Source organism: Mycobacterium innocens, from assembly GCF_900566055.1.
GTDB classification, from domain to species: Bacteria; Actinomycetota; Actinomycetes; order Mycobacteriales; family Mycobacteriaceae; genus Mycobacterium; species Mycobacterium innocens.
Genome location: NZ_UPHQ01000217.1, coordinates 1 through 11,012 on the forward strand (window position 1 = coordinate 1; position 11,012 = coordinate 11,012).

Sequence of the window (11,012 nt, forward strand, 5' to 3'; positions counted from 1 at the left end):
GGACCGGCGGAGTGGGCGGCACCACCAACGGCGGTAACGGCGCCGGTGGCCAGGGCGTAGCCGGCGGGGGTGACGGCGGGGCCGGCGGCAACGCGGGCCATTTCTTCGGATCGGGCGGCGCCGGCGGCGGCGGCGGAAACGGGTTGAGCGGCAACGGCGGAGCAGGCGGCAACGGTGGCAATGCCGGACTGATCGGCGACGGCGGCAACGGCGGCGCCGGCGGCGGCGGCTATCTCAGCGGCGGAAACGGCGGTAACGGCGGCAATGCCTCGATGATCGGCAACGGCGGTAACGGCGGTAACGGCGGGACGGGACACTGGACCGGCGCTGGCGGCACTGGCGGTTCGGGCGGGAAGCTGGTAGGCCAACGCGGCTTTGATGGGGCAAGCGCGCGTGCGACAACCAACTCCCTTGATCAGATAGCCACCGGCTCACCTAACGTGTCCTGACGTCGTCGGTGACGGCGGCATGCTGCTTCTCGGCCGCCGCGGTCGGCCAATCGCGGCCGACCCTGACTACGTCAACTCAGCTGCGCCACACCCATCGCACCCACAGCATGAGGTTGCCAGGTGCGGTTGTCGCGACGGCTCGAATTGGCCCCAGCCGCGCTGCCTCTCCGAAAGCAGTCCCGTTGGGCCGGCCGCCTCGGCCGTCCCCATCCGGGCCTATCCGATCCCGGTCCGCGGTATCACGCTGGGCCGCGACTGCACCGGATTCCCGCCCGCCCCACCGCGGCCCATCATCCCACCGGGCATCCCGGCGCCGGCACCGCCCATGCCCATCGGCATCGGCATCATCGGCATCCCGGCGGGACGTGCCGCCCCGGTCAGCTCCGCCGGATTGGGCATGCCCGCGGCACCCAAGCCCGATAACGGCGAACTGGCCATCCGCGTCGGCGTCGAGCCCTGCCACGTCGGCGGAACCGACATCGTCCCCACCATCCGGGCCTTACCCAGACCCGCCGACATCGCCGAACCCAGCCCGCCGCCGCCAAACGGCTTGGTCCCAGGATGAGCCGCACCCACGAACTTCGGCTCGCCTGCCGCCGCTCCGCCGGCCGTGGCACCGGCCAACCCCGCGGCCGGAGTGCGCGCCGCATTGCTCAGCACGCTCATCAACGGCGAAATCGCCATGCTCACCGGATACATGAACGACGACAGACTCGACAAGGGCACCGACTGCAGCATCAAGAGGGCGGACGGAGCCGCCGACACCATTCCCTGCACCGGTGTGGCTATCGCAGCGCCCGCCGACGACGCTATCGCCGTGACACCCGAGGCGGCCTGCGATGCCAGCCCGGCCAACCCCGCCATCGTCAGCGGCGGCAGCCTGAACGGCGTCAGCGTCGACGCCACCGACGTCGCTCCGGCTTGATACCCCACCATCGCGGCCACGTCCTGAGCCCACATCTCGAGGTAGTCGCCCTCGGCGGCCGCGATCGCCGGGGGTGTTCTGCCCCAAGAAATTTGTCGCCGCCAACGACAGCAACGACACCCGATTGGCGCTCACCGCCGCCGGATGCACCGTGGCCGACAACGCCGCCTCGAAAACGGTCGCCGCCGCGCGCGCCTGAACGGCGGCCGACTCGGCCTCCCCCGCGGCCCCACTCAACCACCCCACGTACGGTGTCGCCGCCGCCGCCATCGACACCGCGGCCGGACCCGACCACGGCCCGGCCGCCAACCCGCTGACCACCGAATCAAACGACGCCGCCGACGCCCGCAGATCCGCAGCCAGGCTCTCCCACGCCGAAGCCGCGGTGTGCAGCGGACCCGATCCCGCACCGGCGAAAATCCGTGCCGAGTTGATCTCCGGCGGCAACCACGCAAACTCAGGAATCATGCCAACCCCAAATCGCCGGCCGGATTAACGGCTCGGACATCCATTCCCGCCGACTGCCTCCACCACGACACGCACCCGCAGCAACAGTCACCTCGTGCGACTATGTGCGCCACGGCCCGAATGCTAAGGCGGTGCGACGCAGAGAATCCGGGCTTTCGCACCAAACCTTCCTGTCAATATGCTCAATGCCTCCTGTCCATCAGCTATAAAGGCCGGCAGTTGGGCCGCATCGCCGGGCGGGTCGGCGCGCAGCCTCCTTCCGGCGGACTTGCTTCGCGCGCCAGGCCGCAACCGGTGGGGCTACGCGGGAGCCGCTTGATGCCAATCCGCGGCAGCCGGAACGACCCGTTTTAGAATCGGCCGGTTCAACCATCTTCAGCAGGGGCGTCGACCGGTCTGCGGTCTGATAGTCTCTAACAACAAAGATTTGGTTCGGCGGGAGGGCGATTGCTTATGTCTGCCGGGCCACTGTCTGCCAAGCCGCTGCCTGCCAAGCCGCGGTCCTCCGGATGTGCGTCCCGGTAGCTATGGCAAAAGCCAACGCTTTGGCAAAAGGCCGCCAGCCGGTAGATCGCCCCGACGAAGCCGTCGCCGATGACTCCGGGACGCGCCGGGCCGAGATTCTGCAGACCGCGGCGTCGTTGATCGCGTCGTCGGGATTGCGTACGTCGCTGCAGGAAATCGCTGACGCGGCAGGCATTCTGCCGGGCAGCCTCTACCACCATTTCGAGTCCAAAGAAGCGATCCTGATCGAACTGATCCGCCGCTATCAAAACGATCTGAATCGCGTCGGCATAACCGCGCAGCAGAAATTGGACGAACCGGACTCGCGGCCGGTAGCCGAGAAGATCACCGAGTTGGGATCGGCGATCGCCAACTGCGCGGTAGCGCACCAAGCAGCCCTGCAGATGTCGTTCTACGAGGGACCAAGCGCGGATCCCGAACTGATGAAGCTCACCCAGCAGCGGCCGGCGGCGCTGCACGAGGCGATGTTGCAGACGCTGCGCGCCGCCAGGTGGAGCGGCTACATCAAACCGGAAATGGATCTTCCGACGTTGGCCGACCGCATCTGCCAGACCATGCTGCAGGTGGGGCTCGACGTCATCCGTCACCACGCCTCAGCCGACCAGGTCGCCCGGCTGATGTGCCGAATCATCCTGCAGGGGTTGGCAACCCGGCCTCCGGACAATCCCGAGCTGGACGGGTCGAGCGCCTTGACGGCCGCCAACGACGCCATCGCGACATGGACCGACGACCGGGACGCCGACCCCGGCGACAAAGCTGCCCGGGTGCGGGCGGTCGCCCGAACCGAGTTCGGGCGCAGGGGATATGAAGTCACCACGATCAGGGACATCGCGTCTGCGGCCGGTCTGGGTACCGGCACGGTCTATCGGGTGATCGGATCCAAGGACGAACTCCTGGCGTCGATCATGCGGTCCTTCGGCCAGAAGGTCGAGGCCGGCTGGGTCAACGTACTGCGCTCGGATGCGACGCCGATCGAAAAGCTGGACGCGCTGAGCTGGATCAATATCAATGCACTGGATCAGTTTTCCGATGAATTCCGGATTCAGCTCGCCTGGATGCGGCAGTCGCCGCCCAATACCCCCAACCCGGGGTGGCTGTATGCCACCCGGCTGCGTCAGCTGAAATCGCTACTCTCCGAAGGGTTCCGCTCGGACGAGATACGGATCGAGACCCCGTCCCTGGCGATGCTGGCGCGATCGGTCATCGCCCTGCAGTGGATACCGGAGAACATCCTTCGCGCCGTCGGCCCGCGTGCCGCGCTGATTCATGCCCGTGACACGGTGTTACGCGGCGCCGCGGTACGCGGTGAGCCGTGACCTGTGTTGCGTCCGCAGTATTGAACCAAAAATATGTTCTCCCTAGAGTGGGGCAGGTAAGCATCGCCCGCGGGAAGGGATCTGGAATGACTGTTTTGGATCGGTTGCGCTACGACGGCAAGCGGGCGTTGGTTGTCGGCGGCGCGACGGGTATGGGCGCCGCGGCGGCCAGGGCGGCGACCGAACTCGGAGCCGACGTCACCGTGATGGACTACGCGCCGGTGAACTATGACGTCGCCCAGGCACTGCAGGTCGACCTGCGAGACCCCGCGTCCATCGACTCGGCGATCGGGCAACTCGGTGGACCGGTCCATGCGGTGTTCTCCGCAGCCGGGGTGGCCGAAGGCCCGGACCTGATGAAGATCAACTTCATCGGCCATCGCCATCTGATCCAGCGGCTGCTTGACAACGACCAGCTTCCGTCCGGCTCGGGCATCTGTTTCATCTCCTCGGTCGCCGGCATGGGGTGGGAAAACGACCTGCCCCGGCTGCAGGAGTTCCTGGCCACACCCGACTACACCGCGGCCCAGGATTGGGTTGCCGCGCACGAGGCCGAGGGCATCATCCACTACGGCTTCAGCAAGAAGGCGATCAACGCCTACGTGGCGATGCAGGCCTATCCCCTGATGAAGAAGGGAATACGGATCAACGCCATTTGTCCGGGACCCACCGACACCCCGTTGGCGCAGGCGAACGCGGACCTGTGGCTGACCTACGCGCAGGACTACCGCGACGAGATCGGCTCCAAGGTGCACACCCCCGAGCAGATGGGCGACGTGATGGCATTCCTCAACAGCGCGGCCGCCTTCGGGATCAGCGGCATCACGTTGCTGGTGGATTACGGGCACACGATGGCCTCGCTCACCGGCGCCTACCCGCCGGGCAAACCGATCATCGACCTGATCATGGGCCGCGTCCCGATCACCTAGCGCTACCGCCGCGGCAGCTGATCCAGCGGCCGGGCCGCAGCGTAATCTGGACCACGCAGCTGGTCTGCCGTCGTCGCATCCCGTGGCGTCGGCACCGAGCGAGGCATGTTAGCGATGCCTCGCGAGAGGGAATCCGGTGAGAGTCCGGAACTGTCCCGCAGCGGTATGCAGGAACGACCGCCGTCAACAGCACTGGTCGCACGACTGGGAAGCGACGGCCACTAGGAGCACCACCGAGGTGCGCGCCTGTGAGTCCGAAGACCTGCCAGCTGTGCCGGGCGCGCCGCGTCCGGCGGGTCATCGCCTCGTGGAGTGGGCGTTTGGCCGTACCGGTTGCGGTGTTACGCCGCAACCGGATTCGGCTGCACGTCCGCGGGCGGTGACCAACCCGTCGAGTTAAGGACACGCCGTGACCGCACGTAATTTTCAGAAGTTCACCGCAACCATCACCGGCTCCCCGCGCATCGGCCCGCAACGTGAACTCAAGCGCGCGACCGAGGGCTACTGGGCCGGACGCACCAGACGATCAGAGTTGGAGTCCGTCGCCGCCACCTTGCGCCGCGACACCTGGACCGGTCTGGCCGCCGCCGGGTTGGACTCGGTGCCGATCAACACCTTCTCCTACTACGACCAGATGCTGGACACCGCGGTGCTGCTCGGTGCGCTGCCGGCCCGGGTGAGCGCTATCCCCGACGAGCTGGACCGCTACTTCGCCGCCGCGCGGGGCAACGCCGATGTCGCGCCGCTGGAGATGACCAAGTGGTTCGACACCAACTACCACTACCTGGTGCCGGAGATCGGGCCGTCGACCCGGTTCACGCTGAACCCCGACAAGGTGATCTCCGAGCTGAAAGAGGCACAGGAGCTCGGCATCCCGGCGCGTCCGGTGATCATCGGCCCGGTCACCTTCCTGCTGCTGAGCAAGGCCGTCGACGGTGCCGCCCCACCGATCGACCGATTGCAGGAGTTGGTTCCGATCTACTCCGAACTGCTGTCGCTGCTGGCCGGCGAGGGCGCTCAGTGGGTACAACTCGACGAGCCCGCGCTGGTGACCGACATCTCCCCCGACGCGCCGGCGCTGGCCGAGCGGATGTACACCGCGCTGGGGTCGCTCAGCAACCGGCCGGCCATCCACGTCGCCACCTATTTCGGCGATCCCGGCGCCGCGCTGCCGGCGCTGGCCCGCACGCCGGTGGAAGCCATCGGTGTGGACCTGGTGGCCGGCGCGCGCACCGCGGTCGCCGGGGTGCCCGAGCTGGCCGGCAAGACGCTGGTGGCCGGCATCGTCGACGGCCGCAATGTGTGGCGCACCGACCTGGAAGCGGCGCTGAGCCGGCTGGCGACCCTGCTGGGTTCGGCGGCCACGGTTGCGGTCTCGACGTCGTGCTCCACCATGCACGTGCCGTACTCGCTGGAGTCCGAAACCGACCTGGACGACAACCTGCGCAGCTGGCTGGCATTCGGCGCGGAAAAGGTGGGCGAAGTCGTCGTGCTCGCGCGGGCACTGCGCGACGGACGCGACGCGGTCGCCGAGCAGATCGCGGCTTCCAACGCGGCGGTGGCGTCGCGGAAGCGGGACCCGCGCCTGCACAACGGACAGGTCCGGGCCCGCATCGACTCGATCGTCGCCTCCGGTGCCCGCCGGGGCGAGGCGGCCGCCCGTCGGGTCAGCCAGGACGCGCGACTGCAGCTGCCGGTGCTACCGACCACCACGATCGGCTCCTACCCGCAGACCTCGGCGATCCGCAAGGCGCGTCAGGCGTTGCGGGCCGGCGAGATCGACCACGCCGAGTACGTCCGCCGGATGAAAGCCGAGATCGCCGACGTCATCACACTGCAGGAACGGCTCGGGCTGGATGTGCTGGTGCACGGAGAGCCGGAGCGCAACGACATGGTGCAGTACTTCGCCGAGCAGCTGGAGGGTTTCTTCGCCACGCAGAACGGCTGGGTGCAGTCCTACGGCAGCCGCTGCGTGCGCCCGCCGATCCTCTACGGCGACGTGTCGCGGCCACGCCCGATGACGGTGAACTGGATCACCTACGCGCAGTCGTTGACCGATAAGCCGGTCAAGGGCATGCTGACCGGTCCGGTGACGATCCTGGCGTGGTCGTTCGTGCGCGACGACCGGCCGCTGGCCGACACCGCCAACCAGGTGGCGCTGGCCATCCGGGACGAGACGGTGGATCTGCAGGCCGCCGGGATCGCGGTGATCCAGGTCGACGAGCCCGCGCTGCGAGAGCTGCTGCCGCTGCGCCGTGTCGAGCAGGACGAGTACTTACGTTGGGCTGTAAGCGCTTTCCGGTTGGCAACCTCAGGTGTTGCCGACTCGACCCAGATCCACACCCATCTGTGCTATTCGGAATTCGGCGAAATCATCGGCGCGATTGCCGCTCTGGATGCCGATGTGACGTCGATCGAAGCGGCGCGCTCACACATGGAGGTACTCGACGACCTGAATGCGGCCGGCTTCGCCAACAGTGTGGGCCCGGGTGTCTACGACATCCACTCGCCGCGGGTGCCGAGTACCCGCGAGATGGCCGAGTCGCTGCGTGCGGCGCTGAAAGCGGTTCCGGCGCAGCGGCTCTGGGTCAATCCCGATTGCGGCCTGAAGACCCGGAACGCCGATGAGGTGGCCGCGTCGCTGCGCAACATGGTGGCCGCGGCCCGGGAGGTCCGCGCCGAGGCCTAAGCCTGGCGAGCAGACGCAGAATCGCGTCCGGACGGCCTCCGGAGTGCGATTCTGCGTCTGCTCGCGCTATGACGCGGCAGCACGTGGACCGGCAGGTCGTCGGCCCAGGGCTGTCGGGTCACCATGTCGGCGACCCGCACGTAGCCGTGTTCGAACTCGCCCGTCGCCGCGTCCACCAGCCGGTAGGCCTGGATCTGCTTGTGGATGGGTTGCGCATCGAGCAGGACGATCCGTACCTCGCCCGGCTCGAAGTGGCAGCGCTGCTGCATCGCGGCGATGAGTTGCTCGTTGTGCATGTGGCCGTCGCCGAAATTCCAGCCGATCGCGGTGCTGCAGATCCGCTCGCCGTCGGTGATGACGTAGTCGTCTTCGTTCTGCCCGGCCATGGCCCGGTGCGCCAGGGTGAACAGCGCCCTGCCGTGAGTGTTCATGGCGCGGAACGCATATCCGAGATACATAGGGATTTGCGCCTTGTCCTTGCCGTAGAAGCGCTCCAGCTGCGCGGCCGGCATGCTGGCGATCGCGACGATGCCCTTGCCGATCTTCTCGCTTGCCGACGGCTTGATGCACCATAGCGTGGTGTCCCAGTTGCCGGCGTAATACCGCATGCCGGGCAGAAACGAGATCTTGCGCGGGAACAGATTGCCCAGAACGACGGTGCCGGCCACCACCGCGAACAGAATCGCCACCGGCGCAGGGTTTTTCACGTCGACCAGACCGAGACGGGCATGGCCGACGAACAGCGACAGCACGCCGAAGATCATGAAGACGTTCCACTCCAGCGGCACCCCCATCGGGATCGCCGTCAGGATGCCCAGGTGGAAGCACACCATCACCAACGCTGCCACCGCGGTCGGCCAGCCACCGTGCGCCAAGAACAGCACCACCGGCACGGCCATCTCGATGAAAGTGCTGACGTGGGCGATGATCCGGGACAAACGTCCGGGCCGCAGGTCGTCGGGGAACTTCTCGAAAAACATCCGCTTGATGAACCGCGGCCGAATCAGCGGGTTGTTGGACATCATGGTGGAGATCACGAACGGGAAGTGCTTGTTGAGCTTCGACGTCGCCGCCCCCATCCAGATCACCAGAAACACCAGTTTGGCGGCGACGATCAGGTCGGCACCGCTGAACAGGAACGCCACGGTCAGCGAGCCGTAGACCTCGCCGCGGGCGGCCAGGAAAATCACCTTGTCGCGCAATCCGGCGAGGGCCAGGATCGCCAGGATCGTCCAGATCTGCCACACCGGTAACAACCCGACGTTGGTGCCCAACTCCGGGACGGGACCGGTGCCGTCGGAGAACAACGCCCACAGCGTCATCACCAACAGCGCCGCATACAGCAGCACATCCACCGGAGCCCGCGCCGTGCCCCTGGTCAGCGGGACCCTACCCGGCCACGGAGGCAGCCGAATGGTGTTGGGCCGCAGCCAGTACAGGATCGACCCCAGCGGCGGGAAGAACCGGTTGTTCAATGGTCCAAAGCCACAACCTAATCCGATCACCTCGAACAGCATCGTGTAGAGCACGACCTTCTCGAAGACTATCGGCTCCGCGTACCACGACCTGACGTTGGTGAACCCGTCGATCCCCGTCGTGCTGAGCACCACCAGCCAGGCGCCCACGATGTAGAGGCCGATCTTAACGATGTAGAACAGGTGCAGTGCCACCGGTGTGCCGAAGCCGACCTCGGCCCAGTGGCGGGCCATCGGGCGGATCTTCTCGCTGCGGGTGCCCTTGCTCCACTCGGGGATGTCGACCTGAGGCAGTTCGGGTTTGAGGAATCCCATGGTGTCTCAGATTAGAACGTGTTCTAGCCGCGTGGGTTCATCTTGGCAGCCAATTCTTTACCGGCCGCCGCGGGCGCGGATAGCGTGGAGTTCTGCCGTGCTGAGGAGGTTTTCAGATGAGCAGATGGCGGTTTGTCGCATTGACCATCGTGACGGCGTTCTCACCGATCGCGGTCGCCGGGGGCGGCATCGCTGCGGCCCAGGCGCCGTCTCCGGGTGATTCCTGTACCGTGCTGCACGCGACCACCCAGGACGCCAACGGCCGGACGATGTGGTGCAACCCGACCATGACCGGCGATCACAGCCTGGTGTGGCAATACGGCGGACCGGGTTAGCGCCCCCTGTGGGCAGACCTCGCGACGAGCTACCGGTGTCAAGGCGTTCTTGCCCATCAGCACAGACCGCCGGGAGTCCCGCGGATCGGCGATGAGAACAACCTAGGGCAGCAAAAACCATTGCAGCCGTGTCAAACTCAGCCACACGGTTTCGTTGGCCCGGACGAACTCGACGAAGAACCGGAACACCGCGTAGCCCGCGACGTAGAGGACGAACAGCTCACCGGGTTGGGTGAGCTTATTGCGCAGCCACAGTAGAACGGCGAACGCGGCCAGCGGAAAACCGATCTCGTACAGAAACGACGAATGCATCGCGGCGCCTATGAGGCAACCCGGGCATTTCGGCGTGGCGGCAGGGGCGTGCACACCCCACGGCAGGCCGGTCGGCCGGCCGGGAGCTTCGGTGAGGTGACAGCCGATGCGACCGACAGCCATTCCCAGTGCGACCGCCGGGGAACAGATCGCCGGTCTTGCCGCGGTAGCCGCCGATCCGCTTGGCGATCAGCACGCCGACGTAGGCGCCCACGAGGCCAGGCCAGGATGCTGCGCGACCCAAATTCCCAGGCCTGCAACAAGGTCGGGTTGAGCCGGACATCGATATGTTCCGCCCACCCGGACAGCCGCATGCCGATTGCCCCGCCGACCAGAGCTCCGGTCACCGCCACCAGCGATTGGTCATTCACCGCACCGCGGCGGCGGGCCTCGGCGAAGAAAACTACCGTGGCGACCAGCACACGCCCAGCCCGACGAACACGCCGTGTACCGGCAGCGTCAGCGGTCCTACCCGCCAGTGCGGAACCACCCGGACGGCCTATATGGATCGGCGTCGAACGGACTCGTCGCGCCGAGGACAGCGATACATTGACCGCGGCACCCGCCTGGCGGCGGCAGCAACTGTAAACCGCGTCTGCATCGGTGGCGACCGGCACGCCCGCGAAACATCCGCGCAAGATATCCAAGTCATCTGGCAAACCGTGGAATGTTCCGCGGCAGACCGCCATAGAATTCGCTCATGCCGACTGGTCGGAAGTTGGCAGCGCGCCGGCTGGTCGGCATGACTTTATCGGGGCCATGACGAATCACGAGGTGCCGAATGACGTTTGTGACCGCGACGCCGCAAGCGCTGACCGCGGCGGCCACGGATTTGATAAGTATCGGTTCGACGATCGACGCGGCCACTGCCGCAGCGGCCACGCCGACGACGGCGCTGCTGGCCGCCGGCGCCGACGAGGTTTCGGCGGCCATCGCGGCGCTGTTCGGGGCGCACGGGCAGGCATATCAGGTCCTGAGTGCCCATGCGGCGGCGTTTCATCAGCAGTTCGTGCAGGCCTTGACCGCGGCGACCGGACAGTATGTGTCCGCCGAGGCCGCCAACGTGTCACCACTTCAGGATCTGCTCAACGCACTGAATGCCGTTGCAAGTGAGTGATCTTTAGCGGTCACGCGACTTGCACCCCGTCTCGGGGTTGTTCGGCAGCCCTGAGGCTGCGTCCCTTCCGCGCTTCACGGCCACCAGCCCGGCTTGGCCGGGTCTTACGGTCGGCTCCACGCTTGACGGCGGCCCCAACTGGGCCGACGACGCTAAC

At 66.8% G+C, this 11,012-nt stretch carries 6 protein-coding genes, 4 pseudogenes and 1 riboswitch; of the genes and pseudogenes, 6 read left to right on the forward strand and 4 right to left on the reverse strand.

Translation table 11 applies throughout. The features are described 5' to 3' along the window. A pseudogene (locus EET03_RS30380) lies at positions 1–449 on the forward strand (PE family protein); the annotation flags it as partial. 216 nt (positions 450–665) lie between these two features. Here EET03_RS30380 and EET03_RS20720 read toward each other — a convergent pair. Then, positions 666–1,842 (reverse strand): annotated as a pseudogene (locus EET03_RS20720) (PPE family protein). Positions 1,843–2,369: 527 nt separating this feature from the next. Between EET03_RS20720 and EET03_RS20725 the strand changes: the two are divergent. The 3 genes from EET03_RS20725 to metE all read left to right on the forward strand — a co-directional run bounded on the left by EET03_RS20725 (position 2,370) and on the right by metE (position 7,301). Next, positions 2,370–3,683: a TetR/AcrR family transcriptional regulator gene (locus tag EET03_RS20725; RefSeq protein ID WP_081255008.1), complete on the forward strand. Its 1,314-nt coding sequence runs from the start codon at positions 2,370–2,372 to the stop codon at positions 3,681–3,683. Between the two features lie 86 nt (positions 3,684–3,769). Further along, positions 3,770–4,612, forward strand: coding sequence for an SDR family oxidoreductase (locus tag EET03_RS20730; protein WP_075541385.1), 843 nt, complete (start codon positions 3,770–3,772; stop codon positions 4,610–4,612). A gap of 98 nt (positions 4,613–4,710) precedes the next feature. Next, positions 4,711–4,878: riboswitch (cobalamin riboswitch) on the forward strand. A 143-nt stretch (positions 4,879–5,021) separates the two neighbouring features. Beyond that, the gene (metE, locus tag EET03_RS20735) at positions 5,022–7,301 is read left to right on the forward strand and encodes a 5-methyltetrahydropteroyltriglutamate--homocysteine S-methyltransferase (RefSeq protein WP_099193707.1); all 2,280 of its coding nucleotides are present in this window, start codon (positions 5,022–5,024) and stop codon (positions 7,299–7,301) included. Here metE and EET03_RS20740 read toward each other — a convergent pair. After that, positions 7,298–9,091, reverse strand: a complete 1,794-nt coding sequence (locus EET03_RS20740; protein WP_082274467.1) for a DUF3556 domain-containing protein — start codon at positions 9,089–9,091, stop codon at positions 7,298–7,300. The two genes, metE and EET03_RS20740, sit on opposite strands and share 4 nt — an antisense overlap. 116 nt (positions 9,092–9,207) lie before the next feature. Here EET03_RS20740 and EET03_RS20745 point away from each other — a divergent pair, with 116 nt between their 5' ends. Continuing rightward, complete coding sequence (locus EET03_RS20745) at positions 9,208–9,426, forward strand: hypothetical protein (RefSeq protein ID WP_075541383.1); 219 nt, start codon at positions 9,208–9,210, stop codon at positions 9,424–9,426. A gap of 102 nt (positions 9,427–9,528) precedes the next feature. Here the strand turns inward: EET03_RS20745 and EET03_RS31820 are convergent, their stop codons facing one another. Then, the gene (locus tag EET03_RS31820; protein WP_244232463.1) at positions 9,529–9,861 is read right to left on the reverse strand and encodes a prolipoprotein diacylglyceryl transferase; all 333 of its coding nucleotides are present in this window, start codon (positions 9,859–9,861) and stop codon (positions 9,529–9,531) included. Positions 9,862–10,519: 658 nt separating this feature from the next. On the opposite strand from EET03_RS31820, the pseudogene EET03_RS20755 reads away from it, so the two are divergent. Continuing rightward, positions 10,520–10,840: pseudogene (locus EET03_RS20755) on the forward strand (PE family protein); the annotation flags it as partial. 25 nt (positions 10,841–10,865) lie between these two features. Here the strand turns inward: EET03_RS20755 and EET03_RS20760 are convergent. Beyond that, positions 10,866–11,012, reverse strand: a pseudogene (locus tag EET03_RS20760) (IS607 family element RNA-guided endonuclease TnpB); the annotation flags it as partial.